Annotated in this window: 25 protein-coding genes, 2 tRNA genes and 2 pseudogenes; 15 read left to right on the top strand and 14 right to left on the bottom strand. The window is 35.1% G+C overall.

Annotated features, from left to right (window positions below):
- Positions 1 to 14: 14 nt before the first annotated feature.
- A complete protein-coding gene (gene aroD, locus IGI47_RS09635; protein WP_438784061.1) occupies positions 15 to 779 on the top strand; it encodes a type I 3-dehydroquinate dehydratase in 765 nt (254 codons plus the stop codon).
- 10 nt (positions 780 to 789) lie between these two features.
- Positions 790 to 1,272: a Cys-tRNA(Pro) deacylase gene (gene ybaK / locus IGI47_RS09630; protein ID WP_438784060.1), complete on the top strand. Its 483-nt coding sequence runs from the start codon at positions 790 to 792 to the stop codon at positions 1,270 to 1,272.
- 337 nt (positions 1,273 to 1,609) lie between these two features.
- On the opposite strand, the gene IGI47_RS09625 is transcribed toward ybaK, so the two are convergent.
- A complete protein-coding gene (locus IGI47_RS09625) occupies positions 1,610 to 2,863 on the bottom strand; it encodes an NAD(P)/FAD-dependent oxidoreductase (protein WP_438784059.1) in 1,254 nt (417 codons plus the stop codon).
- A 114-nt stretch (positions 2,864 to 2,977) separates the two neighbouring features.
- Here IGI47_RS09625 and gdhA point away from each other — a divergent pair, with 114 nt between their 5' ends.
- Complete coding sequence (gene gdhA / locus IGI47_RS09620) at positions 2,978 to 4,327, top strand: NADP-specific glutamate dehydrogenase (protein WP_311931379.1); 1,350 nt, start codon at positions 2,978 to 2,980, stop codon at positions 4,325 to 4,327.
- A gap of 113 nt (positions 4,328 to 4,440) precedes the next feature.
- The gene (locus IGI47_RS09615; protein ID WP_438784058.1) at positions 4,441 to 5,787 is read left to right on the top strand and encodes a glucose-6-phosphate isomerase; all 1,347 of its coding nucleotides are present in this window, start codon (positions 4,441 to 4,443) and stop codon (positions 5,785 to 5,787) included.
- A gap of 485 nt (positions 5,788 to 6,272) precedes the next feature.
- On the opposite strand, the gene IGI47_RS09610 is transcribed toward IGI47_RS09615, so the two are convergent.
- Positions 6,273 to 7,199, bottom strand: a complete 927-nt coding sequence (locus IGI47_RS09610; protein WP_438784057.1) for a hypothetical protein — start codon at positions 7,197 to 7,199, stop codon at positions 6,273 to 6,275.
- 814 nt (positions 7,200 to 8,013) lie between these two features.
- On the opposite strand from IGI47_RS09610, the gene IGI47_RS09605 reads away from it, so the two are divergent.
- Positions 8,014 to 9,789: a glucosyltransferase gene (locus IGI47_RS09605; protein WP_438784056.1), complete on the top strand. Its 1,776-nt coding sequence runs from the start codon at positions 8,014 to 8,016 to the stop codon at positions 9,787 to 9,789.
- A gap of 93 nt (positions 9,790 to 9,882) precedes the next feature.
- On the opposite strand, the gene IGI47_RS09600 is transcribed toward IGI47_RS09605, so the two are convergent.
- A complete protein-coding gene (locus IGI47_RS09600) occupies positions 9,883 to 10,032 on the bottom strand; it encodes a hypothetical protein (RefSeq protein ID WP_005879449.1) in 150 nt (49 codons plus the stop codon).
- 442 nt (positions 10,033 to 10,474) lie between these two features.
- Here IGI47_RS09600 and IGI47_RS09595 point away from each other — a divergent pair, with 442 nt between their 5' ends.
- Positions 10,475 to 10,693, top strand: a complete 219-nt coding sequence (locus IGI47_RS09595; protein WP_334203854.1) for a hypothetical protein — start codon at positions 10,475 to 10,477, stop codon at positions 10,691 to 10,693.
- A 464-nt stretch (positions 10,694 to 11,157) separates the two neighbouring features.
- On the opposite strand, the gene IGI47_RS09590 is transcribed toward IGI47_RS09595, so the two are convergent.
- Both IGI47_RS09590 and IGI47_RS09585 read right to left on the bottom strand, forming a co-directional pair.
- Positions 11,158 to 12,960 carry a glycerophosphoryl diester phosphodiesterase membrane domain-containing protein gene (locus tag IGI47_RS09590; RefSeq protein ID WP_438784054.1) on the bottom strand — a complete coding sequence of 601 codons (1,803 nt, stop codon included), beginning with the start codon at positions 12,958 to 12,960 and terminating at the stop codon, positions 11,158 to 11,160.
- Between the two features lie 96 nt (positions 12,961 to 13,056).
- On the bottom strand, positions 13,057 to 13,653 hold the full coding sequence (locus tag IGI47_RS09585; RefSeq protein ID WP_005879455.1) for a TVP38/TMEM64 family protein: 597 nt from the start codon (positions 13,651 to 13,653) through the stop codon (positions 13,057 to 13,059).
- 306 nt (positions 13,654 to 13,959) lie between these two features.
- On the opposite strand from IGI47_RS09585, the gene IGI47_RS09580 reads away from it, so the two are divergent.
- The 3 genes from IGI47_RS09580 to IGI47_RS09570 all read left to right on the top strand — a co-directional run bounded on the left by IGI47_RS09580 (position 13,960) and on the right by IGI47_RS09570 (position 15,496).
- Positions 13,960 to 14,229: a carboxymuconolactone decarboxylase family protein gene (locus IGI47_RS09580; protein ID WP_438784052.1), complete on the top strand. Its 270-nt coding sequence runs from the start codon at positions 13,960 to 13,962 to the stop codon at positions 14,227 to 14,229.
- An 82-nt stretch (positions 14,230 to 14,311) separates the two neighbouring features.
- Positions 14,312 to 14,722: a cupin domain-containing protein gene (locus tag IGI47_RS09575; RefSeq protein WP_438784460.1), complete on the top strand. Its 411-nt coding sequence runs from the start codon at positions 14,312 to 14,314 to the stop codon at positions 14,720 to 14,722.
- Between the two features lie 24 nt (positions 14,723 to 14,746).
- Positions 14,747 to 15,496, top strand: coding sequence for an SDR family oxidoreductase (locus tag IGI47_RS09570; RefSeq protein WP_438784051.1), 750 nt, complete (start codon positions 14,747 to 14,749; stop codon positions 15,494 to 15,496).
- 125 nt (positions 15,497 to 15,621) lie between these two features.
- On the opposite strand, the gene IGI47_RS09565 is transcribed toward IGI47_RS09570, so the two are convergent.
- Both IGI47_RS09565 and IGI47_RS09560 read right to left on the bottom strand, forming a co-directional pair.
- Positions 15,622 to 15,960, bottom strand: a complete 339-nt coding sequence (locus IGI47_RS09565; RefSeq protein ID WP_438784050.1) for a hypothetical protein — start codon at positions 15,958 to 15,960, stop codon at positions 15,622 to 15,624.
- Positions 15,929 to 17,257 carry a DUF1576 domain-containing protein gene (locus IGI47_RS09560; RefSeq protein WP_438784049.1) on the bottom strand — a complete coding sequence of 443 codons (1,329 nt, stop codon included), beginning with the start codon at positions 17,255 to 17,257 and terminating at the stop codon, positions 15,929 to 15,931. Before IGI47_RS09560 ends, IGI47_RS09565 begins: the two co-directional genes overlap by 32 nt.
- Positions 17,258 to 17,501: 244 nt before the next feature.
- Between IGI47_RS09560 and IGI47_RS09555 the strand changes: the two genes are divergently transcribed.
- Together IGI47_RS09555 and IGI47_RS09550 are read left to right on the top strand one after the other, a co-directional pair.
- Positions 17,502 to 18,068, top strand: coding sequence for a TetR/AcrR family transcriptional regulator (locus tag IGI47_RS09555; RefSeq protein ID WP_311931551.1), 567 nt, complete (start codon positions 17,502 to 17,504; stop codon positions 18,066 to 18,068).
- Between the two features lie 196 nt (positions 18,069 to 18,264).
- A tRNA-Ser gene (locus IGI47_RS09550) sits at positions 18,265 to 18,352 on the top strand.
- Between the two features lie 85 nt (positions 18,353 to 18,437).
- Here IGI47_RS09550 and IGI47_RS09545 read toward each other — a convergent pair.
- The 4 genes and pseudogenes from IGI47_RS09545 to IGI47_RS09530 all read right to left on the bottom strand — a co-directional run bounded on the left by IGI47_RS09545 (position 18,438) and on the right by IGI47_RS09530 (position 20,812).
- Complete coding sequence (locus tag IGI47_RS09545; RefSeq protein ID WP_438784048.1) at positions 18,438 to 19,607, bottom strand: tyrosine-type recombinase/integrase; 1,170 nt, start codon at positions 19,605 to 19,607, stop codon at positions 18,438 to 18,440.
- Between the two features lie 137 nt (positions 19,608 to 19,744).
- Positions 19,745 to 19,945 carry a hypothetical protein gene (locus tag IGI47_RS09540; protein ID WP_311931554.1) on the bottom strand — a complete coding sequence of 67 codons (201 nt, stop codon included), beginning with the start codon at positions 19,943 to 19,945 and terminating at the stop codon, positions 19,745 to 19,747.
- Between the two features lie 28 nt (positions 19,946 to 19,973).
- Positions 19,974 to 20,397, bottom strand: a pseudogene (locus IGI47_RS09535) (ImmA/IrrE family metallo-endopeptidase).
- 157 nt (positions 20,398 to 20,554) lie between these two features.
- Positions 20,555 to 20,812 (bottom strand): hypothetical protein, encoded by a 258-nt coding sequence (locus IGI47_RS09530; protein ID WP_002295273.1) that lies wholly within the window; start codon positions 20,810 to 20,812, stop codon positions 20,555 to 20,557.
- A gap of 546 nt (positions 20,813 to 21,358) precedes the next feature.
- Between IGI47_RS09530 and IGI47_RS09525 the strand changes: the two genes are divergently transcribed.
- Positions 21,359 to 21,432: transfer RNA gene (locus tag IGI47_RS09525), tRNA-Ile, on the top strand.
- Positions 21,433 to 21,623: 191 nt separating this feature from the next.
- Here the strand turns inward: IGI47_RS09525 and IGI47_RS09520 are convergent.
- Together IGI47_RS09520 and IGI47_RS09515 are read right to left on the bottom strand one after the other, a co-directional pair.
- Positions 21,624 to 21,899 (bottom strand): annotated as a pseudogene (locus IGI47_RS09520) (tyrosine-type recombinase/integrase); the annotation flags it as partial.
- Between the two features lie 129 nt (positions 21,900 to 22,028).
- Positions 22,029 to 22,199 (bottom strand): hypothetical protein, encoded by a 171-nt coding sequence (locus tag IGI47_RS09515; protein WP_311931544.1) that lies wholly within the window; start codon positions 22,197 to 22,199, stop codon positions 22,029 to 22,031.
- A gap of 547 nt (positions 22,200 to 22,746) precedes the next feature.
- Here IGI47_RS09515 and asnB point away from each other — a divergent pair.
- A complete protein-coding gene (gene asnB / locus IGI47_RS09510; protein WP_311931543.1) occupies positions 22,747 to 24,642 on the top strand; it encodes an asparagine synthase (glutamine-hydrolyzing) in 1,896 nt (631 codons plus the stop codon).
- A 154-nt stretch (positions 24,643 to 24,796) separates the two neighbouring features.
- On the opposite strand, the gene IGI47_RS09505 is transcribed toward asnB, so the two are convergent.
- Positions 24,797 to 25,258 carry a DUF2188 domain-containing protein gene (locus IGI47_RS09505; protein WP_438784047.1) on the bottom strand — a complete coding sequence of 154 codons (462 nt, stop codon included), beginning with the start codon at positions 25,256 to 25,258 and terminating at the stop codon, positions 24,797 to 24,799.
- Between the two features lie 230 nt (positions 25,259 to 25,488).
- Between IGI47_RS09505 and rpmG the strand changes: the two genes are divergently transcribed.
- Both rpmG and IGI47_RS09495 read left to right on the top strand, forming a co-directional pair.
- Positions 25,489 to 25,653: a 50S ribosomal protein L33 gene (rpmG, locus tag IGI47_RS09500; RefSeq protein ID WP_002320810.1), complete on the top strand. Its 165-nt coding sequence runs from the start codon at positions 25,489 to 25,491 to the stop codon at positions 25,651 to 25,653.
- A 157-nt stretch (positions 25,654 to 25,810) separates the two neighbouring features.
- On the top strand, positions 25,811 to 26,317 hold the full coding sequence (locus IGI47_RS09495; protein WP_311931541.1) for a dihydrofolate reductase: 507 nt from the start codon (positions 25,811 to 25,813) through the stop codon (positions 26,315 to 26,317).
- Positions 26,318 to 26,564 lie beyond the last annotated feature (247 nt).

Here is a 26,564-nt window from a genome sequence, read left to right as displayed (position 1 = left end):
AGGAGGGGGAGAATATGGTCCAAATTAAAAAACTTACTATAGGCACAGGACGACCTAAAATTTGTGCCCCTATGACTGGCGAAACACGTGAAGAACTTTTACGTGAAGCGATACTTGCTAAAGAAGCAGGGGCAGATCTAGTTGAATGGCGTGTAGATTGTTACAAAGACGTATTTCAACAGGAGCAAGTGATTGAGACATTAGTACTCCTACAAGAAATGCTGGATGGCTTGCCATTGCTTTTTACCTTTCGAACTGTGGAAGAGGGAGGAAAGCAAGACATATCGATCCGAGAATACCATGATCTATACCAAGCAATTATTCATACAGGTCTGATCGACATGGTCGATCTAGAATTATTCAAAATTGAAAGTCTCGAAAAAGGTTTGTTGGAAGAAATCAAGAGTCTAGGAATACCGATGATCATCAGCAGTCATGACTTTAAAGAAACTCCGGCTAACCCAGTTTTATTGTATCGTTTGAATATGATGGAACACTTTGGTGCAGATTTTGGAAAGCTTGCAGTTATGCCCAATAATGAGCGAGATGTATTACGGTTGATGGAATTGACAAGACGAGCGGGTGCGTTTGTTTCTATGCCATTGATCACGATGTCCATGGGCGAACTTGGGATGGTCACTCGTTTATCGGGGCATTTAACTGGATCAGTCATGACATTTGGCGCTTTAACAACCGAAAAAGCTTCTGCTCCAGGACAAATTCCAATCAAGGGGCTAAAGCAGATCCTAACGACTTTAAATGGCGAGAATAGAATTTGAAGGTGAGAATGTGGCAAAAAAGAAACAAAAAACCAACGCGATTCGCTTGGTAGAACAAAAGAAAATCCCTTACACAGAGTATGAATATGAGTGGGATGAAAATCATTTAAGTGCTGCTGCTGTGGCTGAAAAACTTTCTGATGGTGAGGATCGAATCTATAAAACGCTTGTGGCTGTTGGTAATAAGACAGGGCCATTAGTAGCGGTCATACCGGGAAACAACGAACTTGATCTGAAAAAACTAGCTAAGGAATCGGGAAACAAAAAGGTTGAGATGCTTCACTTAAGAGATCTAGAAGCAACAACAGGTTATATCCGTGGCGGCTGTTCGCCTATTGGAATGAAAAAATTATTTCCCACGTATTTAGAAAAAACAGCTCAGACTCATGAAACGATCATTATTTCAGCTGGCAAGCGCGGATTTCAAATGGAACTAGCACCAGATGCAATCTGTACGTTGACGAATGGGAAGTTTGCAGATCTTATTCTCTAAAAGAAAAGCAATAACAACCATAAAGAGAGGTCGAGACAAAAGTCGTTTAGGTTTGAGAAATTGGAGAAAAAAACGAACAATACGCTTTTGTATTGCTCGTTTTTTTTTGAAATTTCCGAAAAGCCTGATTTTTGGACGCCGTTTATTTGAGAGAGGCTGGGACAGAAGTGTTTAACTCCGAGAAATAAGAAGAAATGAACGAAAATTGCTTTTCAAATTTTTGTGAATTTCGGCTTATTTAAGAAGGAGTTGCTTCTGCTCTCGCCGTTTATTCGAGAGTCTGTAGCAAACCTGATTTTTGGGTTTGTCCCACATTCTTTTTGATCGTCTTTTTCATTTAGCGCAAAAATGCGGCATTCATTCCAGCAACATGTCCAGTTGCAAAAGCTGCGGTAATGTTGAACCCTCCTGTATATCCATTGACGTCTAGTAGTTCTCCTGCAAAAAATAAACCTTGGAGCAATTTACTTTCTAAAGTTTTTGGATTAACTTCCTTAAGGGAGACTCCGCCACCAGTGACAAACGATTTTTCAATCGGGAAAGTCTTACTGATTTTGAAAGTGAAAGACTTACAAAGCTGTATGAAAGCCTGAACCTCTTTTTCAGTCGTGTGTAAACCTAGTTGATCTGTTAGCTGACTTTTTTCTAAGAAAAAGAGAAGTAGTCTTTCTGGTAAAAATCCATGCCAAGCATTTGCTAAAGTTTTTTTCGATTGCTTGCTTTTTTGTGTCAGTTCACTCGTTAATTCTTGCACTGAACGTGTAGGAAAACAATCTAATACTACAGTAACAGGTTTCTCTGTTTTTTTCAGTTCTTGATTGATAAAACTGGAGCATCGAAGAGCAGCAGGCCCAGAAATACCAAAATGAGTGAAGAGCAGATCCATCACATGTTCGGTCGCTACTTTTCCTTTACTATTCAGAACACTTAGAGAAATATCTTGTAGAGAAAGTCCTTGTAATGACTTATCTGTGATAAATGGTTCTTCTGAAATCAGTGGGGATTCCGTTGCGTAAAGCGGCGTAATGGTGTGCCCTACTTTTTTCAGGATTTTATAGCCATCTCCTGTAGAACCGGTGGAAGGATATGTCCGTCCGCCAGTGGTCAAAATAACACACGGTGAATTGAATTCTTCAAATTCAGTCCGTACACCATAAATTTTCCCATCTTGATGGACTAACTTTTCTACACGTGCCCCAAATAACATCGTGACGCCCAGTTCCTTTAAGCGATGAAGCAATGCTTCAATGATTGTTTTTGATTTATTTGTCACAGGAAACATTCTCCCGTGGTCTTCTTCTTTTAAATGCACACCTTGGGATTCAAAGAATTCCATGATGTCAAAGTTATTCCATTGAGAAAAGGTACTATATAAAAATTTACCGTTTCCAGGGATATGTGCAATCAAATCCTCAACAGGACGGTTATTCGTGACATTACATCTGCCACCGCCGGTCATTAATAATTTTTTTCCAGCCTTTTTGTTTTTCTCAATCAAAAGTACTTTTGCACCATGTTCTGCAGCACTGATAGCAGCCATCATGCCGCTCGTGCCTGCACCAACAACAATTACATCGTACGTCATTTCCATTTTCTCACCTCAAAGAAAGTGTAGCATATTTCGAGGAAAGAAAGCAGAAAATGTTTTGAGGAACGAGGGTAAATAAGCTAAAATGTAAGAAGATCATAAAAGGAGCGTGAAACGATGACAAATGCAACAGAGTATGTACGATTGATTCAAGAAAAACTTCATCATCAAGACAATGGACAAGAAGAATTTCTGCAGGCAATTGATGAGTTTATGCCATCAGCTACCAAGTTTTTAGAGAAACATCCTGAATACATCAATCGTAACATCTTGGGTATACTGACCGAACCAGAAAGAATCATTCAATTTCGAGTACCATGGCAAGATGACGAAGGAAACTGGCAAGTGAATCGTGGGTATCGAATCCAATACAATTCAGCTATCGGACCTTATAAGGGCGGGTTGAGATTTCATCCAAGTGTCAATTTAAGTATTTTAAAGTTTCTTGCATTTGAACAGATTTTCAAAAATAGTTTGACTAGTTTGCCAATCGGTGGCGGAAAAGGCGGAAGTGATTTTGATCCTAAAGGAAAATCGGATGATGAAATCATGCGATTTTGTCAAAGTTTCATGCTAGAATTGTCGAAACATATCGGACCTTCTATCGATGTTCCTGCTGGAGATATCGGAGTAGGTGCAAGAGAAATCGGCTACTTGTTTGGAGAATATAAACGATTAAAACAATATGATGCTGGTGTTTTGACAGGTAAACCGCTTGATTTCTGGGGAAGTAAGATTCGTACAGAAGCAACTGGCTACGGGCTAGTTTATTATGTCAAACATCTCTTACATGCAGAAAACGATTCATTCGAAAATAAAACAGTTTTTGTTTCTGGTAGTGGGAATGTCGCTATTTATGCGATAGAAAAAGTACATGAACTAGGTGGTAAAGTAGTTACATGCTCTGATTCAAGTGGCTATATTTACGATCCAGAAGGGATAGATCTCTCTTTATTGAAAGAAATCAAGGAAGAAAAACGTCAGAGATTGACGGAATATGCTAAAGTGCGCCAATCCGCTGTCTATCATGCGGATGCTTCTGTTTGGACATTAAAGGAAAAAGGAGAAATCGCTCTTCCTTGTGCAACACAAAATGAAATCACTGAAGATCTCGCCCACAATTTAGTAGAAAATGGGGTAACGATCGTAGCAGAAGGAGCAAACATGCCATGTACATTTGATGCTGTTTCTGTCTTTGAACAAGCAGATGTCTGGTACTGTCCAGGAAAAGCAGCAAATGCCGGTGGAGTTGCTGTTTCAGCACTAGAAATGAGCCAAAATTCACAACGATTATCGTGGGAAAGTGAAAAAGTCGATCAGCAATTAGATGAGATCATGCAGACGATTTATCAAACTTGTCGTAAGACTGCTGCGGAATATGGCAATGAAAAAAATCTTTTATTAGGTGCAAATGTCGCAGGTTTTGAAAAAGTCGCAAAAGTAATGTATGCCCAAGGTTTGGTATAATAATTGAAAATTTCTTGGAAATATTAACCTCAAATTACTTATTTGCTTGAAAAATTGTAAAAAAAAACGTAAAGTATAACCTGTATATTGATCTTTTAAGGAGGAATAAAAAAATGGCACATATTCATTTTGATTATTCAAAAGTTGCACCATTTGTCAATGAACATGAGTTAGGTTACATGCAAAGCCAAGTATCAATGGCTGACAAAGTATTACGTGAGGGTACAGGTGCAGGAAGCGACTTCCGTGGTTGGATCGACCTACCTACGAATTATGACAAAGAAGAATTTGCGCGAATCAAAGAAGCAGCTAAAAAAATTCAATCTGATTCTGAAGTATTAGTAGTTATCGGTATTGGTGGTTCATATCTAGGTGCCCGTGCTGCGATCGATTTCTTGAATCACACATTCTACAATCTATTAGATGGAGACAAACGTCAAGCACCTCAAATCTTCTTTGCCGGAAATTCAATCAGTTCGACATATATTTCTGACTTGATCGAAGTAATCGGAGATCGTGATTTCTCAGTTAACGTTATTTCAAAATCTGGAACAACTACTGAACCAGCGATTGCCTTCCGTGTCTTTAAAGAATTACTTGTTAAAAAATACGGACAAGAAGAAGCAAACAAACGTATCTACGCTACAACTGATAAAGCAAAAGGTGCTGTTAAAGTAGAAGCAGATGCAGAAGGATGGCAAACATTTGTTATTCCTGATGATATTGGCGGACGTTTCTCTGTATTGACTGCTGTAGGTTTATTACCAATCGCAGTTAGCGGAGCAGATATCGATGCATTGATGCAAGGTGCTGCCGATGCAAGTAAAGCATACTCAAGTGACAAACTTGAAGAAAACGAAGCTTATCAATACGCTGTAATGCGTAATATCCTTTACCGCAAAGGCAAAGTAACAGAATTACTGATCAACTACGAACCAGGAATGCAATACTTCTCAGAATGGTGGAAACAATTATACGGCGAATCAGAAGGAAAAGACCAAAAAGGTATTTATCCTTCAAGTGCCAACTTCTCTACTGACTTACACTCATTAGGTCAATATATCCAAGAAGGTCGTCGTAATATCTTTGAAACGATCGTTAAAGTGGAAAAACCTCGTAAATCAATCACAATTCCTGAACAAGCAGAAGATCTAGATGGATTAGGCTACTTACAAGGAAAAGAAGTTGATTTTGTAAATACAAAAGCTTTCGAAGGAACATTATTAGCGCACACTGATGGTGACGTGCCAAACTTATTAGTTAAAATTCCAGAAATGGATGCTTACACATTAGGATACACAATGTACTTCTTTGAAATTGCTGTAGGTATCTCAGGTTACCTAAATGGCATCAATCCATTTGACCAACCAGGTGTTGAAGCGTATAAGAAAAACATGTTCGCACTTCTAGGCAAACCAGGCTTTGAAGACCTTGCTAAAGAATTGAACGAACGCCTGTAAAATAAGACTTTGTCGCTAGATTTAAAAAAATCAGTGATAGAAACATGTTTGTATCATTTTATATTTAGTATTACAAATGGTACTACAAGCAAAAAGACAGTCCTTTGATGACTGTCTTTTTTGTATGGAAATCAATGAGTGCTTTGCTACTGCTTTCACTTGATTCTTCAAGGAGATGGCTTGTTTAATTACTTTTTCGTTTACAAGAGAAGAGGCATGGGTATCAGTGTTGGTACGTATGTTCCAACAAGACTTTTAGTTCTTCTAAAAGTCTATAACATGGTGTAGTAGAACTATATGCTTAGCAACGTGGGTACGTGAGTAGAAAAATACTCAGATTATCAGAAGATCAGAGCCAAATTCATGATTAAAGAAGACAATTTAAATACAAGAAGACATTGAAATATAAAAAATAGGCTAGCAGTTAGCTAACCTATTTGCAGTTTTTATAAAGAATAATTGGCTATTACCTTGAAAATTTTTAACTAGCCCCTTTTGCATAAAGTATAGCCTTTGGCAAGTGCCTCACTTAGAGGCATAGAAACTACAGAATTAGCATTGTTCAAGCCCGAGCAATTAGGATTAAGATGATATTTAGTTCCATGATCAGGAGCGATATAAACAACTTGTTCGTTATTTTGTTGCTGTGCTTGTTGGGCTGCTTGCTGTTGTGCTTCTGCAGCTTGTTGCTGTGCTTGAGCCGCCGCTTGCTGTTGTCTCTGCTGTTCAGCTGCCTCGTTTGCTTTGATAGTTGAATCAACAACTACTAAACGATTAGACAAGTCTTGATTTACATTCGGAATAGCCTGAATGGCAGTCAAAGCAGCTTGATAATTTTCATTAGTTGGGCTAGCCTCAGCTTGAGCTAATTTATTCATAGCATCTACTGTTCTTTGATTGATTTCTTCTTGTTTTTGCCTTTCCTCTTGAGCTTTGCGCTCATCTTCTTGTTTTTGCTTTTCCTCTTGAGCTTTGCGCTCATCTTCTTGTTTTTGCTTTTCCTCTTGAGCTTTGCGCTCATCTTCTTGTTTTTGCTTTTCCTCTTGAGCTTTGCGCTCATCTTCTTGTTTTTGCTTTTCCTCTTGAGCTTTGCGCTCATCTTTTTGTTTTTGCTTTTCCTCTTGAGCTTTGCGTTCATCTTTTTGCTTTTGTTTTTCTTCTTGAGTTTTGCGTTTATTTTCTTGCTTTTCTTTTTTTGTTTCAACCTTTTTTTCGGACTGTATTTTTACTTCAGAGCTAGATGCGTTGTTTGAAGGTTGAACATTAGCAAAGCCAATCGCCATTACTATGAATGCAGCTCCAAGAATTAGTAGTGGTCTTTTTCTCGTTTTCTTTTTATGAAAAGATTTAATCAATCCACCTATTCCCCAACAAAAACCAATAAACCCAATTAACACGAAAAAATTACCCATTAGTTCCTCCTTAAAAAAATTATTTCGCTTTCATTTTAAGGTAGAATGCAATAGACCTAAATAATAAGTGTATTTGACTTTCCCCACTAAGCCACACACTTAAATTATTATCGAATGATATAACTATTTAAGAATAGAAAAATGTAAATATACTGTGAAAATGTCATGAAATTCCTGTTCGAAATTGTAATTTTATCTTCAATAATTTAATTATTATATTTGTAATTTTATCATTAATTTTGTAAAAAAAAAAGCAAATAATTTTATGCTTATTTTTTCATTTTAAAAATTGAGAACGTTTTTTGTAGGAAAGTAATGATTTTTTTCTTTAATTAATTAGAATTAATAAGTAATTTTTATTTAGTATAGAGAATTTTTATAGTAAAAGTATAATAGATCATCGATAAGGTACATTTGTTATTTATTTTCCGGCATATTGATTTAATAAGTATTATGGATGCAGTACTTTGAATTCAGAATATTAATTGATCAATATTTTATTTGTAGATAGTAGGTAACTGATTATTGAAAATAGACTAACCGAAAGAGGGGAGGTAATGACTTGTCCTTTTAAAGAAATTCAAAAAAATAATAGCCTATCACAGACGAAATGATTGGTTTAATGGACTTTATCACAGAGATTCATTTAGCGAACAAGTACATAAATTTCCATAAAGTTGCATTGTTGTCAGTTTATTTTTGATATAATTATTTTGAGAACAAATCAAGGGGTGATGATGTTGAATCAGGTAAAAAATGATTTTCTTAATAGGAGAATAAATGGTGAGGTAAACCGAAGGAAAGGATTTGATCAATGAAGAAAATACAAGCGGCACTTACTTATTGCAAAGGCAAAGCAATTTACTTTATTCTAGGAACTGCCATTATACTTACATTGTTTCGTCTTTACTTATACTATAAAGCAACATACAGTATCGATATGACAGCAGCGTATGACGATCAGCTGTTTATTCATCATGCACAAAATTTGTTAAAAGGGAATTGGTTAGGAGATTATGATTCGAAAACTCTTTCAAAAGGGATTTCTTACAGTTTGTTTCTAGCTTTAGCAAATAAGTTGCATCTTCCATACTCGATACTATTTGGAAGTTTCAATATTCTTGCGAGTTTCTTGATGGCATTAAGTTTACGACCCATTGCCAAAAATCGAGGGTACTTACTTATTATCTATCTCTATTTCTTGTTTTCACCGATTAGTTTTACAACTGAATATTCTACTCGAATCTATCGAAATGCAATTGTTATCCCGTCAGTGACAGTGATAGTTGCTTGCTTATTAGCTATCTATTTTAGAAAATATTGCTCCATCAAAAGTATTTTACCGTGGATCACTATACTAGCCATTATTTTTCCTTTTTACTGGTTTATACGTGAGGACTCCATTTGGTTGGTTCCATTTGTTGTAATGGCATTATTGATTAGTTTTATCCAAATAATTATAGGACCAGATTTTAAAATAAAAAAAGAAAAAAAACTGATGGCAGCCCAGTTGAAAATCAATAAACAAAAAGTAGGAAAGCTGTGTTTATTTGTACTTCCTGCAGTGACTTTCATGTTAACGTCTCAATTCTTAGGACATAAGAATGAGGAAGTATATGGGTTAAATACACTAAATGACCGTTCCAGTGGCGAATTTGCGCAAGTAATGAAAAATCTGATCCGCTTAGATGATGGAACAGATATAAATGAAAAAAATAGTCGGATTTGGGTATCACATGAAGCACTAAATAAAGCAGTGGCGGCTTCGCCAACTTTTTTAAAAGAAGCTGACCGAATCAATGAATTGTATACTACGCATGCTTGGACGGAAGCAGGAAAAGTGAAGGAATTAAAAGGAGATATCATTTTTTGGGCATTAAGAGACGTGATCAGTGAATCTGGGTATTATCATAATAATGCGAAACAAACAAATGATTTTTGGAAAAAAGTGAACAAGGAATTAGCAAAAGCATATGAGACGGGAGAATTGAAGAAAAAGAAAGAGTTCTATTTAATGGGAACTGGAGATGGAAAGATAGCAAGTGATGTTCCCGTACTGCTCGACTTTTTTAAAACAGCATATGCCTACAATCTTTTTTACAAAGACTTCCATCAAGGCGGAAATTATAGCTTTGGTACACATGATGAAGTAGAGCAAGCACAAAAATTATTGCGAGTCCCTCTATTAAATAATTGGATCAATAGTGAAGACCAGCATACACCAGTCTTGGTTCTATCGAGACCAGCAAAAATAGCTACAAGCTTCATTACACTTTATCAGAAGACCAGTGGTGTGATTCTTATCTTTTCTCTAGTAAGCAGCCTGTTTTTAGCGATTGGAGTTTTCCATGCGAACAAGGATAAAAAACTTTATTGTTCAATTTTGGTGATTTTTTTAGGATTAGTTCTGACACAATTCCTGTTTTTATTTGGAGTTTCATGGTTCTGCTCTTATTCGCCAGAACAAAAAGAGTACTTTTTAAGTGTCTATACAGGTGCTGGAGTGCCTATCATGCAGACTGCGATCGTTTTGATATTGCTAGGGATGAGTAGAGTGCAGTGGAAAAAAGCAAAGAATGTAAAAAAATAAACAATAAAAGACGTTTGCCTGAATATCATGCAAACGTCTTTTATTGTTTATTAGATTCCGAGTTGGCTTCTACCATTAGAAATGAGTCACTCCTTATTTAGATTCGTTCAATGCTCGGACAGCTTGTTCAATTGTTACGCCAAATGCAACATTTTTTTCATTAGAAGCATCGATAGCCATAAACTGGTTCGTTGTTGTATCAAATGCAACACGATACTTCATGTTCGTTTTTGTAAAGGTCATATACTTTCCTCCTTTTATTTTTAATGTAAATAGATAGTGTAATTTTCTGTTAAACTTTCCTATCTATTACAAGTTTAGCACCTCTTATTTTTTTTAGCAATTAATTGCTATTTAAGACTATGAGTATCATCTTTCAGTTAACCCAATTAGTAAACAGATGATTAAAATGATAAAAATAGCGGCCTGGATATAAATCATAGAAAATCCCTCCTTATTTTTATTCTATGAGACTAGCAAGTAAATAACACGAACAAGAAGCTTACAGCATCAAACAATAATGTCACTTTGTAAAAAATCACTAGTTGAGTGAGTTATGTTTCGTATTACGTCTCTCTATATAAAATCAGATGTTCTTAATAAAAAACAAAATAAAACGTTTTCAGATCGTTTGTTTTTTGTTATTATAAATCTAAGAAAAGAATAACTGGAAGGTGATAATATGATGAGTAAAATAGAAGTAGGTAAGTCATACATATGCAAACCAATTGGTACAAATTACGAAGTTATCGGTTACGTTGAATGTACATATACAAATACAGCCGTTATTTACGTTGAGCGTTATGATCAAAGAGATCGTTCAGTCATTTATGACAGAAAGTATAGGTTACTAGTTAAGTTTTGTGATATGTATTCAGTAGGTGAAACGGAATTAGTATCATAAACAATTTTTTTGAGTAATTTTGTAAACTTCACTATAATGAAAGTAAGAGAGAAGGGAGCGAAAAACCATGCAAAAAAGAAAAAGTTCAAATAAATTAGGGATTATTTTAGCGGTTATTTCTGCTATACCTGCAATATTAGCGATTGTCAGAGCAGTAAAAGGATCAAAAGAAGTTTAAAAAGTGATTATGTGGGAAATAGTTTGCTTTAAGAAATAAAAGAAGAATCCCAAAATCAGTTCTTAAATTAGGGATGATTTTTAGAAGAAGCTTCTTTTATCGTTTATTTAAAAAAGAGGTCGAGACAAAAGTCGTTTAGATTTGAGAAATTGTAGAAAAAAACGAACAATACGATTTTTGTATTGCTCGTTTTTTTTTGAAATTTCCGAAAAAACTGATTTTTGGATGCCGTTTATTTGAAGTCTGTAGCAAACCTGATTTTTAGATTTGTTCCACATTCTTTTTTTTATCCTACACCCAAGACAAAGTTCAATAATTTGTCAGAGTAAGTGATTTCTTCATCGGTTATCTTAACATTTTCATTCAACAGATCCATTCTATCTGTAATGATACCATCAACGCCATAAAACATCATTCGGCTAATCGCATCTGAATCATTGATTGTCCATACATATACTTTTTTTCCATCTTGGTGGGCAGAATCAATAAAATTTCGATTGATTGTACTGTATTCCATCGTAAGGAAATCAGCCGGTGTGACTGGAGGACCAACAATATTGAAAGGTAAAATATATCCTACATAAAAATTTGGATTAGCTTTTTTCAAATCAGAAACAGTTCGATAAGTTAAACTTTGTAAAATATGTTTTTTTTCTAAAATATGTTTTTCGTATTTTGTAACAAAACGAGTAATGACATCTTTCGAATCTCTTTTTGAATTTTTGATCTCGATGAGAAGTTTCTGGTTCAGTTCATCGGCCTTTTTTAGATAATCATCAAAGGAGACAACCGGTTCTTCTACACCATTTTCCTTGACCGTTAATTTTTCGAGCTCTTTCAACGTCAAATCTTGCGGTGCTTTATCCACGCCAGTCAATTGCCGTAGGTTGAAATCGTGCATCACCACGAATTGTCCATCTTTTGTTTCTTGAACGTCCATTTCGACATAGTCAGGATGATATGCGGCGTTCGTCTTTTCCAAAGCTGCCAGTGTATTTTGCGCACTATTATTCCCACTAACCCCACGGTGAGAAACCGTTATTGGTCGAGTTTGCGCGGCAGAGGTAAGATAATCCATATTATATAGGCAAACACCGATACCGAAAAATACAGCAAATAGAATAATCCCAGTGTTTTTTACTAACGAATAGTTCTCAGTTGCTGGTTGAGGTGTAAACCATTTAGGAATATCAGGTAGGAATCCTTCATCATCCATGAAATCAACGATGATGTAGAAGATCCCAACAGTTGACATCACGATATTGAACAACAATATGCCTTGAAGAATAGACATTGCAAAAACAGCACTTATCAAGGAATAATTAGGTAGAAATTCTTCTACGATTATTTGCAAAGTGATAATCAGTAGATAACCCGCAGTCGATAAAAGTAAAATACTGCCACCAATAACAATGAACTGCCCCAATATCGCAAAAAATCTTGCTTTTGTGAGTAACCAACTTTCTTTTACCGCTTGTTTGAACGGGCGATCTCGTAAAATCATTTCGGGAAGGGCAAAAATCAAGCGGATGCCGATATATGCCAAAAGCAAATAGAAAATAATAAAGGTACTAACTACGATCCAACGATTAGCAAAAATAAAGTCCATAATAAAAGCAGGTATCTTTACTTTAGAAAGTAGATCGGAATTAAAACTCAACCCGCTGATGGGTAAAATCAGTAAAAAATAAGCGAGAAAAAATAGAAAAGTCAGTGGACGGACCTTTTTCAATTGAAAAAAAGTTAGTTCCAATAATTGCTTCAATGAAATAGGAACCTGTTTTTTGATGAAATAAACGCTCATCAATAAAAAAGTAAATTCAAAATATACTAGCAATAGTATCGTCAATAATACAGCAATCAAAGAAAGTAACACTCCTGGATGCTGCGAAATAATGATGGTAATGTTGTCACTAGACAGATAATCAATCGCCCCACGACGTAAAATGAAACGTGTGGTGCTCCCTAATAAGGGCAAACAAATAAATAAAATAAATCCGTGCATAATCAGAACATCACGAAAATAGGCCTGAGTCCCTTTAAGAAAGTCCCAAGCATTTTCTAAACTTCTTTTCAAATACATTAACATTCAATCACCTACTCGACAGTATTATAGCGTATATTCAAAAAAAATGAGAGTACCACGTAATGTTGTTTACGTGATACTCGCACATTCACTATCGATTTATCCAAATAAACCAGTCAAGAAATGACCACCATAAATCAAAGCCATACTATATAAGAAAATTGATAGTGGTTTTGCTAAAAGGATGATCCATGTAAACTTTTTAACTGAGATATTGGTTAACCCTGCCATCAAGCATAGCGCATCGTCTGGAGCGACCGGTAAGAAGATAGCTAAAGCAAACAATTTTTCAAACCGGTTTTGGTTATCCAGCCAGCCAATATATTTATTGTATGTTTTATCACTGATCATTGAAAGAATGAATGGTTTTCCATAGCGTCTTCCTAAGAGGAAAATGATAATGGAGCCAATACAGATCCCTACGTAGTTATAAATAAAACCGGCATATGGGCCAAAGATCAACACACCAGCAGCAGTGCTGATCCCACCAGGAATGATAGGAATGACAACTTGCAAAATCTGGATCAAGATGAAAATGATCGGGCCTAAAATGATTGAATCTCCGACTAAACCTCTTAAAGAATCCAAATCTTTGAATACACCTAAATTGATGAAGTAAATGGTTAAAGCAATCGAAATTCCCAATCCAACGATCGAGATAAAATTAATCAATTTTCGTGATACTGCAACATTCATCGTCTATCAACTCCTCCGATACTTTTCTTTATACTACTACTTTACTTTAAAAGTAAGCCTTTGCGCTACTATTTTAAATGACAAAAGTCAAACAATTTTGTAAGTTTGACTTTAGTATAAAAGAGATACAAAGAAAATACATCCAACCAAAGATGTATTTAAAGAAATTTATTATTTGTATTTTTTAATAAAACTATGCTTAACAAGCATATCAATAGTTTGAGCGAGGTATTAGACGGAAGAATGTTTTGGCGATAGGATGAAAGTGTAAAGAAACGAAATAAAACATAAAAGGGGTAGGTTACAATGGCACAAAAACAAACAGCAGGTCATGATCAATTAGGCGATTTCGCGCCAAAGTTCGCTGAATTAAATGATGATATTTTATTTGGAGAAGTCTGGTCTAGAGAAGAAGAATTAGCCCCTCATCAAAGAAGTTTGATCACTATTTCTGCATTGATTTCAGCGGGGAACTTTGAACAATTACCTGCTCATTTAAGAATAGGTAAACAAAATGGTATTACAAAAGAAGAAATCTCTGAAGTAATCACACATCTTTCATTTTACGTTGGTTGACCAAAAGCATGGTCAGCATTCAATATAGCAAAAGAAATCTATCCAGTTGATGAAAATCATATCCAGAAAGAAGAGTGAATGTATAATGGCAAAAAACGAAGAAGTAAAGAATGGAATAATCTTCCCCGTGGGAGACAAAAATGAAGCATACGCCAATGTATTTACTGGTCAAAGCTTTTTGAAGATGTTAGTTAATGATCCTGAAGTTTCAGTTGCTGTAGGAAATGTGACCTTTGAACCAGGTTGTCGAAACAACTGGCATGTCCACAAAGATGGCTATCAAATTTTGTTAGTGACTGGTGGTGAAGGGTGGTACCAAGAAGAAGGGGAAGCAGCGAGAAAACTACTTCCAGGCGATGTTATAGTAACCCACAAAGAGATCAAACATTGGCATGGTGCAACGAAAGACAGTTGGTTCGAACATCTTGCCATCACATCAGGGGCATCCAAGTTTATGGAACCTGTGACAGATGAAGAATACAATAACTTATGATTTTTATTAAATGGGGGAATATAGATGGATAACATCAAAGACAAAGTTGTGATTATCACTGGAGCGTCCAGTGGTATTGGAGAAGCGACTACTCGCTTATTGGCAAAGGAGGGTGCAAAATTAGTTTTATCAGCTAGAAGAGAAGAAAAATTGAAAGCAATCGTTGATGCGATCATATCGGAAGGCGGAGAAGCAATCTACCAAGTAACAGATGTGACGAGCTCAAAAGAGAATGAACGTCTAGTTGCACGTGCAAAGGAAGTATATGGAAGAGTCGATGTGATTTTCTTGAATGCAGGGATCATGCCAAGTTCACCACTTTCTGCTTTAAAAGTGGAAGAGTGGAATCAAATGGTAGATATCAACTTAAAAGGTGTGCTTAATGGATTAGCAGCAGTGTTGCCAGAGTTCATAGAGCAAAAATCTGGGCATGTGATCACTACGTCATCAGTCGCCGGTATCAAAGCATATCCTGGTAGTGGGGTCTATGGTGCTACGAAGTGGGCTGTCCGTAACCTGATGGAGGTATTAAGAATGGAATCCGCTCAAGAAGCGACAAATATTCGAACAGCAACGATCTATCCAGCTGCAATCAACACAGAACTATTAGACACGATTACAGATGAATCAGCGGCAAGCGGCATGAACGCACTGTATGAACAACATGGGATCTCACCAGATCGTATAGCAAATGTAGTTGCTTTTGCAATCAATCAACCAAGTGATGTAAATGTCAGTGAATTTACTGTGGGACCGACTACTCAACCTTGGTAAGATTTTTTCAATAAATGTTGATAGAAAACCTGAACGACTCAAAGACAGCTAAATCTTGCAAATGACACTCTTGCAAGATTTAGCTGTCTATTTTACGTGTTCTGTTCACCAATTTTTATGAATATTTAAGAAATCTTCCGGAAGATCTTGATATTTATGATGGGTTGATCATACATGATTTCGACATCATAGATCAAACTTCCTAATAAATGATAGTCCTCGCGGTCGTGAGAAGGACTACCTAAAAGTTCTTGGTAATAAATATCCATGCTAGGATCTCGAGGGGTATCTAAAAGTATGGCCAGCTCGGATAAATCATCTGGTTGGTTATCAATTTTCCCTTGTATTTCAACAAAAAGTCCTTCTGTAGTATAGTCAAGACCGATGCGTATTTCTGTTATATCATGTGAGTATAGATACGTAAGAAACTCATCAATGATCCTTTTTGATAATTCTTTTTCCAAATAAATTCTTTTCCTTTCTAACGACAGTCAAACTGTCTAAAATAGGTACAAGAATACCTGCCACGAATCCCGTTGAGAATCCGCTATTATATAAACTTAATCCACCATGCAAAGTGTTGACATTGTGGACTAAAGCAATATGTAAAAATCCAGCGAGTACGCCGTAAAGACTGCCGTAAAATCCACTGATAGGTGCAAGTCCGGTACCAAAAATTGCCGCTACAATCATCGTTGTTTGATTCAATTTGTATACTGTACCAAATAAAGAGGCCAAGTAGATACCAACTAAAATAGGAAAACAGTTTTTTAAATGACTACCGAAAGCACTGAAACCAGCTACGGACAAGATTGCTCCAACGATCGGACCATTTACTTTGCCACCAATCAGTAAAACATACACGCAAAGCATCGCACCTACAAGCCCCATGTTGATCAACGTTACACCGATTCCGGAAATTGAAATAAAATCAGTGGTTACTTTTCCCGAGGTTCGAAAAATAGCACGCATACCCGTCAGTTTAAATGAGTTGAAGAAAAAACCACAGACAGCAGTCAAAGAAAAGAAAATAAGCATGATTATGGTCAAGCTACGATGGTAGTCTGTAGAAAGGACCGAGTGTGATTCAATTGAAAAATTGAATAATCTTAAAATACTAGTAATAATCATTGCAATCAATCCCGAAGTAAACCCAATATTGTAGAGAGTAAAACCTCTGTGGAAAATCAAGGTTTGTGCTGCTAATGGCGGCAGTAAAAAACCAATGGCGATCCCTACAAGGTTACCTAACGACATTCCTATCAGTAACGGTAAAGACATACCAAATGTAATGTAACTAACAACAGGTGACAGCGCACTAGCAAAAAGTCCAACCATAATATATTGTGAGAAAGGTTTGTGGACAAAACGAGCATAGAGATAGACACCTAAAATAATCGAGATTGAATTATAGAGATTTTTTCCAAAAAAGGAAAAACCTGTAACGGTCAAAATCGAAGCAAACATTGGACCGTTCAAATTGACATGATGCCGATGCGCAAGTAAAACTGAAAGCAAAGTCAATGTGCCAACATTTATAAATGCGCTTCCAAAATCGCCTAAAGCTAAATAATCGGTCAGAAGATTACTCGGAGAAGTGATGATCGTATATAAACCCTTGATATTTTTGATAGGATCAGCAGAAATCAAACCGATACTCAGAAAAAAAAGTCCGGTAAACGTTAGATAAAAATACTTCTTCTTTTGTGAAATGATTCTTTTCTGAGGATGAATATAAATAACGTTAGTTTCGTTGTCCATTACACACCTTCTTTTTCTTTTTCCTTAACTATAACTTGAAATAAAAGTTTTGGTCAACTCTGATTTACATTTATATCAAATTTTGTAAGGGCAACCAGTAAATTCGTTGTTTTTTAAGTAAATACGTATAAAAAATAAGAAAAAAATTTAAAATATAACGTTTTGAGTAAAATATTTGCAAAAAACATCGAAAATCGGTTACAATAAAACAACATATACTGCAGTAAGAAGTGGGGGAGTTTTAATGAGAAGAAAAGTCTATACAAAAGATCAAATTCTAAAAGCTGCTTATGATGTCGTTGCTAAGGAAGGTTTCAAAGGGTTTACTGCTAGAAACATTGCTAAAAAAATGGGTATCTCTACTCAGCCGATTTATTTGGAGTTCAAAAACATGGAGGATCTCAAGAACACTTTGTTAGACTCTATTTTTGAACATCTTAAAGAAACAGTTTTCCCAGTAGAGCGAACAGGGGACAAAATCATTGACCTTGGTTTGAATTACATTTACTTTGCAAAGAAGCAACATAGTCTTTACATGGCTTTGTACATCGATGAGCATGGGGATGGTCAAAAAATGCATGATTTCTCTTATAATTATTTCCGAGAAATTGTGAAAGAAGACAAACGATACAATCAATTATCTGATGAATATATTGATGCACTCCATACAGGAACATGGATTGCCGTAACTGGTATCGCATCATTGATGTCTTCTAACATCATGCACCCAACAGAAGAGCAAATCATCTTATTCATCAAACGAACAATCGATTCAATTTTAGCTTTAGAAGATCCTGAACAAATCAGATAAAACGAGTAACTACTTTACGTTATCTTACACAAGACTCATTCAAACATTCTTTTGTCAGTTGTTTGACCGAAAATGGTCTTCATTGGGAGTGGGAAAAATGATTCTTGTGTTTTTGTCTATACCTACATGAAAAAATTCATAGAAATAAAAAAACGGACTTGACATTTGTTCCGAAAAGTTTAAAAATAATACGTACGGAAGGTTGGCAGAGTGGTAATGCACCGGACTCGAAATCCGGCGAACCGGCTAATACCGGCGCGCAGGTTCAAATCCTGTACCTTCCTTATATCAACGTTTCTGGGCTATCTAGCGTTTGCTAGATAGCTCTCTTTTTAAAAAAGAGTACACCTTTTAGTACCCCTTTTGACTTTATCCCATTCTTCCTTTCATATAATTTGAAAAGTTAGAAATAGTGGTCTTATTTTTATTTTCTGTAACGTGCGTGTAGATATTCGCTGTTGTTTGTATGTCTGCATGTCCTAATATTGCTTGAGCATCTTTTAGAGAAGCACCAGATTCAAAAAGTAAACTTGCGTGTGTATGTCGAAATCCATGAGCGGAAATTCGTTTCAGGTTTTCGTTTTTCTTATAAATTTGTTTCAACCAAAACCGTGTAATTGTTGGATTATACAATTCTCCATTATTGGAAAACACTAAATTTGCACTGTCGAAAATATGAGTAAGTTTATTACTGCTTTTTTTATATTTTTTTAGAGCATTTGACAACTCATGATCTAAATATATAGTTCTAACTCCATTTTTCGTTTTTGGCTCATTTACAATTAAACGCCCATTTTTGCCCCTTGTGATAGTTTTATTGACGGTTAGGGTATTTGTATTCAAATTAATATCTGACCATGTCAAAGTGAATGCCTCGCCTTTACGTAAGCCAGTATAAGCTAATAAATAGAAAAAAATGTAAATAGTGTCTTTTTCTTGCTTAGCTGCTCTCAAGAATTCTAGTAACTCATATTTAGTGTAGAATTCAATATCCTTTTTTTCTATGCTTAGGATTTCACCTTTTGGCACTGTGACAATTTTCATAGGATTGCTTTCTGTTTCCTGGATTGAAACAGCATAGTCAAAAACATTGGAAGTATAGTTCTTATATTTTTTGAATGTTTTTGGATATTGTTCAGACCATTCATTCACAGCTTTTTGGCAAAAAAATACGTCTATTTTGTTTATAAAGTTTTCTCCAAAGATGGGTAGAATATGGAGCTTAAAAATTTCTTCGGTAGACGCCCAAGTACTTTCTTTTACAGTTTTTTTATAATTTTCGAACCATAAATTATATATTTCTAAGAATTTTTTACTTTGTTTTACTTTTACTGAGTCAGCACCTTCATTTTTTACTTGAGTTTCAATTCTTCTTAAAGCTCGATCTGCTTCAAGAGCAGTTTTGAATCCCATTTTTTTCACTTTTCTTTTTTTGCCAGTCATTGGATCTACACCAGCATAAATGTAGAACATGTATTTTGTTTCACCTTTTTTTGTTATATAGCTTTTAATACGATGATCAATTTCTCGTTTCGCCATCTTCAATCTTTCCTTTCGTACGTTTGTTCGGTTGTACAGTGGATTTCGAGATGGTAAAATAGCGTACAACAAATAGACCTACTTTACCGTAGTTCTTTGCACATTTGCGTTCTTGGTCGGGCGGCAAATGTGTTTTTTTATTTAAATAAGTCCCAAAAGCTATACGTAGTCTTTTTATAAACTTTATTGTATGAAGCTTTTTTTGGGTCTTTAATCCATTCGGAGCCTTTCTTGCCATAACCAGGGATCACTGCTTTTCTTATTTTCCTTTTTGCCTTTCCAGTAGTTCTAGCGCTAATGGATTTTTTGATACTTGGTTTTCTTATTCCTATTTTCATCTATTTCCTCCTTACGTTGTATTATAATTCACAAGTAACGATCAAATTCATCTGGTAATCCAAAGTAGACGAGTTTTTCATATTTTGTCATATGATCAAAGCCGTCTAAAGTTGGATCAATACTCAGATGAGTTGCGAAATAGTTTGCTTCTTTTTCAATTTTTAATTCAGATACTAGTGCTTTTTTTAGATAACATAGGTGTATTTTCATTCGAATGTAAGACACAGTGGCCTAATTCATGACTACAAGTTATCCATTTTCCCATTTCATCTAAATTAGAATTTATATGAATCATTTTTATTTGTTTAAATTTATTATAGTAACCATAAATTTTTCCCAAATCTTCTTCTAAAACTAGTATCTTTAATTCTTTTGCAATTCTAAAAGGATTGCGTGTTTGATATAGTTTTACCAGCTTATTAATTTTGTTATCAATCTGAGGTAAATACATAAACATCGCACTCCTATTAATCGCGATATTTTTTAGGAGTATATTTTTTCTTAGCTTCTATACTTCTTTTTTGTACTACAATCAATATTTATATTTGTATCACCTCTAGATAGTTTCTTTGTATAAAAAAACGACTCATAATGAGTCGTTTAATAGATCAGAGTAATAAGTCATTAATTTCTTTAAATTCTTTATCAAGTTCTTTTTCATCATATTTTTCATATTTATCAGCTTCATGAAGAACTTTTTTAATTTCATGAATAGCCTTTCGTTCAACTAACCATTTTTTTAGGTTATGTTTTTTTTCTGGATTTTCAGATAACGTATCAAGTTCGTCTAACTCTTTATCCAGTTTATTGACAACAGAAACAATTTTGTTTACAACTTTTTCTTCTTTGTTTTCTAAATTTGACATTTATCTTCACGTCCTTTTTATTTGATAATATAAGTATAGAATGTCGATACAATTAATACAAAATAAAACCTTTAAATATGTCTATTTGCATAAATAGAAAAGCTAGTTTAAATATTCTTATTAAGTTTGTTTAGTTGATTTATACGAGAATAAGAAATACTTAAATTTGAAACGATGGATTTAATTCATGAAAGATACATAAGAGGGATCAGCTAATTAAACTTATTCAAGGTCTTTTTTTCATTTTTCTGAAAAGTTAAAGTAATAATAGACTAAAAAATAACCATGTGAGATAATAAATAAAGAAAATGCTTCAGATACCTCTTAACCCTAGAGTCTTTCCCAAAAAGATAAGTATCCGAAGCTTTTTCTTTTTATAACTTGGAAATAGTAGCATAAAATAATATATTTTACAAAGAATAAGTACAATGTAGTTTTTTCTAATAAATGTGTAATAATAAATATGCCATCACAACAAATAATGAAACCCATTATTATCTAGTCTATGTCCATTCTTTTTGTTTGCAGTAGTTGTGATGGCTTTCCGTACCCTTAGGTCAGTTGGTCAGAGCAGACGGCTCATAACCGTCCGGTCGTAGGTTCGAGTCCTACAGGGTACATAAGATAAATTCAGTTCATTAACCGTTTGTCGAACACTTACCCGATTAGAATTTTAAATACGTTTTTGACTACGTTTTGAAATTTAGTTAGTACTAATATTTTATAACTAGAAGCAAAAATTAGGGTAAATCGCTAAAATATGCTAGTAAATTTCTTCTATTACCAGTCATATATAACTCCTGTACCTTCCTTATATGTCAACGATTAGACACGATTTCGATCGTGTCTTTTTTGTTGTATTTTTAGCCCAAAATATTTTTTGACTCCCCTGAGTATTATTCTTCATAAATGCTACAAAATTATTGATAACTTTTTTGTTTTGAGTTTCAGTTACATGAGTGTAAATAGTTGAAGTAGTTTGAATATCTGCATGCCCTAAACGTTTCTGAACATCTTTTAAGGAGGCTCCTGATTCAAAAAGGAGAGAGGCGTGTGTACGTCTAAGACCATGAATAGTAATACATTTAAGATTATTTTGCTTGATGACTACTGGTTCTGCTAATCGCTCCTGTAAAGTAAGAATTAAAAAAATCCAGAAGTCTAATTGACAACTGGATTTTCCTAGTAGATTTATCCATCTGATGTTAATAAATAATCAATTTCCGTTGTAATTTCCATCTTTGCTGAACAAATAATAGACTAACATTCCCAAACCGATCAGCGCAATGATACTTCCTACAATTGGAACCCATTTGGCATATTCACCTGCTAACATAAGTATCGCACCACCAACAAACATGAAGCCAGCTGCTAATAAATTTTTCATTTAGTTAACCTCCATTCTTGTGGCTTATTTATATTGCAATAAATAATCTTCGTTTGATATGCCTTAAAAAGGCTAAGCGTAGGTATTTTATTCTATTGTACATTGGCCAACTACTCAGAGCAAAAATTCTGTACCAAATTTTCAGGATTCGAACCAACGAGCTATTGAGTAAAAGTTCGTCTAACTCAGCTAATAGAGAAGGTGTAAAAAATTACTTTTTCAGTGTCCAAGATCGGAGTAGATCAAGTTGAAAGCTGATACATAAATCATACGAGATATTGAATTGTCATAGAGATAAATTGTATTTATGATTAAGTAACAACCATTATTTTTAAAATGGTGAATAAAAGATAGCGCCGTAGCAAAAAAAGTGGTAAATTAGTTGACGAGCCTTCTTTTTTTATAAGATAAATGTAAGGTTTCAATTTATTTTCATGTGACGAAAGTGTAAGGGTGTAATTACTCGTTCTATGCGTGTTTACTATGATAAGATGCACATGAACGGATATTAATGAGTGTAACTATTTATTTAGGATGTGAAAAATAGATGTGCGGAATTGTAGGATTTGTTAACAATAAGGACAATAAAAAAGCGATAGTGAATGCAATGATGGATCGAATCGTTCATCGAGGACCAAATAGTGCTGGAGAATATATTGATCAATCTGTTGCTTTGGGTTTTAGACGTTTAAGTATCATTGACTTGGAAGGCGGTTCACAGCCTATTTATAATGAAGATCGTACGAAAATCATTATTTTCAATGGCGAAATTTACAATTACCAACCTTTGAGAGAAGAATTGATTAAGGCAGGTCATATTTTCCAAACCCATGCAGATACAGAAGTATTGTTGCATGGATATGAAGAATGGGGTACTGATCTTTTACAAAAAGTACGTGGGATGTTCGCATTTGCTATTTGGGATAATGAAAAAAATGAATTATTTGGGGCACGTGACCATTTTGGTATCAAACCTTATTATTATGCTGAAATGAATGGAACATTCATGTTTGGATCAGAAATAAAGAGTTTTTTGCCACATCCAGATTTCAAAAAAGAATTAAATAAATCAGCGTTGAAACCATATATGACTTTTCAGTATTCACCATTGAATGGCGAAACATTTTTCAAGGGTGTCCACCGCTTACCAGAAGGCCATTATTTTACGTATAAAGATGGACAACTGGATATCCAACAATATTGGGATGCCGACTTTGAAACAAAAGGAGAACATTCAAGACAAGAATGGATCGACAAGATTGATGAAACAGTGCAGTCTTCTATTGCAGCGCATAAAATAAGCGATGTAGAAGTCGGTTCATTCTTATCTAGTGGTGTTGATTCTAGTTATGTGACTTCAGTGCTTAAACCAGATCATTCGTTTTCTATTGGATTTGATGACAAGACTTATAACGAAGCAATCGAAGCGAGAAAGTTGACCGAGCGTTTGGATCTAGACAATACCGCGGCTGTGATCGATGGAGATATGTCCTTCAAGGCTTTTCCTTTGATCCAGTATCATTTAGATGAACCTGATTCAAATCCTTCATGTGTGCCACTCTATTTTTTGGCAAATCTAGCCTCACAAAGTGTGAGAGTTGTCCAGTCTGGTGAAGGCGCAGATGAACTATTTGCTGGCTACCAAACGTATGGCTTCCATACTAATTCAAAATTTATTCGTGTAATTGCGCAAGGATTGAAAAAATTGCCTAAAGGAACAAGATATAATCTTGGCCGTAAAATTGGAAAAATGAAAAATTTCCATGGGAGAATCCATTTGTATGAATCTCTAGCACCTGCTAAAGAATATTTTATCGGGCATGCACGGGTATTTGAAGAAGCGGAAGCTGCAGATATTTTAACTGATGATTTCCAACAAGCACCAACAGTCAAGGATATTATGGCCGCCCATTATGCGAACACAGATAAAATTGCTGATGAGGTCAATAAAATGCAATATGTCGATCTTCACCAATGGATGCCGAAGGATATTTTGCTGAAAGCTGATAAACTTTCAATGGCAAGTTCTCTGGAAGTCCGAGTGCCTTTATTGGATATCGAAGTCATGAAATTGGCGCAACAGATTCCAAGTAAATATTTATTGAATCAAAACAATACGAAAGATATTTTCCGCCAAGCAGCGAATAAGCATTTACCAGAAGAATGGTCGAACCGAGTGAAATTAGGCTTCCCTGTACCAATCAAAGCTTGGTTAAAAGAAGACCATGGCTATCGACAAGTAAAAGAATTATTTGAAGCAGATTTTGCGAAAGAATTCTTTGATCAAGAAAAAATCATGAAGTTATTGAATGATCATTATGAAGGACGTAAAGAAGAACAACGGAAAATTTGGACGATTTTTAGCTTTTTGACTTGGTACAAGGTGTTCTTTGTTGAAGAAACAGTTCCTCAAGCAGAAGCAATTGATTATGTAACTGTCTGAAGCTAAGTTTTTTTCTGACAATTATTCGAAGTGAAAGGGAGAGATAGAAGTAATCTTACTTTTATCTCTCCCTTTTTGCTCAATGATATCCAACTGATGGGGTTAAATTCTCCCCATCCACGTATAGTAAAAAATCAAGGTGTGTCGGTTGGTGTTAATTCTTTTCAGAAGAATAGCTGATTTCTTTTTCTTTGCTGGCATTTTTTTTGTAGATAGTCAAAGTTGTTTCCTTATTTTGAGCGATCTCTTTGCCTTTTTCAATGGCTTCTTTTTTTGTTGCAAAGCGTTGGCTTGCTTTTTTTGCGCCATCTGAGATGACGATCCATTGATCCTCTTCAAATCTGACGTTCACATTGGCATTGATTAACTCTGATGCTCGTGGATTCTTTTCGTGTTTGTCTGTTTTAGAGGGATTTTTTTCTTCTGAAAATGCTTTTTTCTCTGATTTGTCAGCATTTTCATACCATTCCTTTGCCTGCTTGATCGCAATAGGGATCGCTCGGTCATCTGGATATCCATCAGCTAATAACGCATTGCCGATAGTAATGGCTTTTTTTCGAACAAGTTCTTCTAGGTTTTTCATTGAAGGTGGGTAGTCTGTCATATTCCATGGCATGAATGTTTCCTCCTTTAAATGATCGTATTCTTATTCTTGCATTTCCTTCTATAAACCATAGTGTAAACGTAAGCTATAAAAAAGAAAAAGAATTTGTTTACAGCAATATGACTTATTCTTTCTTCGTCAAGTAAATCTACTTAACAAATTTCAGGAAAAGGCTAGTAATCTGGTGGAAATCATGGTAAGATAGTCAAGTCTGAGAGTCATCTTAGAGGATTCTAGTAAAAATGGGAGGGAAAAACATGCGCGTAAACATTACTTTAGAATGTACTTCTTGTAAAGAACGTAACTATTTGACAAGCAAAAACAAACGTAACAACCCTGATCGTTTGGAAAAACAAAAATATTGCCCACGCGAACGTAAAGTTACTTTACACCGTGAAACTAAATAAGCATAAATAAAGTTCTTGTTCATATGGATTTGATGGATAAGACTTAACAAAAAAGGACTGGACATCTGTGGATGGTTCAGTCTTTTTTGCTTAGTAACTGGTTATTTTTTCGATAAATATGTATGCTTTTTATAGCATACCGGAGAGGATGAGACAGATGTTTATTTCAATGTGGGCACAAGATAGAAATGGGTTGATCGGCAAAGATGGATTACTTCCATGGAAATTGCCTAATGATATGCGTTTTTTTAGAGAACATACAATGAATAGAATATTGGTGATGGGGAGAAAAACCTACGAAGGCATGGGGAAATTGTCCTTACCCTACCGAAAGATTATCGTCTTAACAAGCCAAACTGATTTTAAAGTAGAAGAGAACGCAGAAGTGATGCATTCAATTGAAGAACTACTTGCGTATGCGAAGAATTGTTCAGAGGATATTTATGTATCAGGTGGTAGTCGGATTTTTCAGGAATTATTACCAGAAACTGGGATTATTTGGCGTACATTGATTGATGCTACCTTTGAAGGAGATACATTTATCGGTGAGATCGATTTTTCCGATTTTGATCTGGTGGGAGAACATGAGGGTATCGTTGATGAAGAAAATCAGTATCCTCATCGTTTTCAGAAATGGCAAAGACGAGTGGCGGAGGCTGAATGAGGTTGGGACAGAAGTGTTTAACTCCGAGAAATAAGAAGAAATTCACGAAAATTGCTTTTCAAATTTTTGTGAATTTCGGCTTATTTAAGAAGGAGTTGCTTCTGCTCCCACCGTTTATTTGTTTTTAAAGAATGAGACAAAAGTGTTTCTTACTTTTGTCCCACGCTCATCATATTTAAAATGCCTAACAGAACATGTGCAGTATTGAAGTATTTTTATCAAAAATGAAAAAAATTGATTTTGATGC

This window comes from Enterococcus sp. AZ191 (assembly GCF_051713845.1).
Lineage (GTDB): Bacteria > Bacillota > Bacilli > Lactobacillales > Enterococcaceae > Enterococcus_B > Enterococcus_B durans.
Note: the sequence above shows the minus strand (reverse complement) of the source record. Positions and strands in the feature narration are given on the sequence as shown.